This is a genomic window from Streptomyces sp. URMC 126, assembly GCF_051386555.1.
In the GTDB taxonomy this organism is placed as follows: Bacteria; Actinomycetota; Actinomycetes; order Streptomycetales; family Streptomycetaceae; genus Streptomyces.
In genome coordinates, this window is the sequence record NZ_JBPQTX010000993.1 from 1 (window position 1) to 261 (window position 261).

Annotated in this window: 1 pseudogene; it reads left to right on the plus strand. The window is 63.2% G+C overall.

The window, feature by feature from the left end:
- Positions 1-114 precede the first annotated feature (114 nt).
- A pseudogene (locus ACSNOK_RS34810) lies at positions 115-261 on the plus strand (ATP-binding protein); the annotation flags it as partial.

Genomic DNA, 261 nt, shown 5'->3' on the forward strand with positions numbered 1-261 from the left:
TAGCACTACTCATGAGCACGACCCTACGCACACAACACCCAAACCCCTCGAAGGAGTGGCCTTCTTCACGCCGGAGCACCACTCTTCGCATTGGCCCACCTACCCTAGGTGAACATGAAGATCGCTTTCGTAGGGAAGGGCGGCAGCGGCAAGACCACGCTGTCGTCGCTGTTCATCCGCCATCTCGCCGCCGCCCGCATCCCCGTGATCGCGGTGGACGCCGATATCAACCAGCACCTGGCCCCGGCCCTCGGGCTCGAC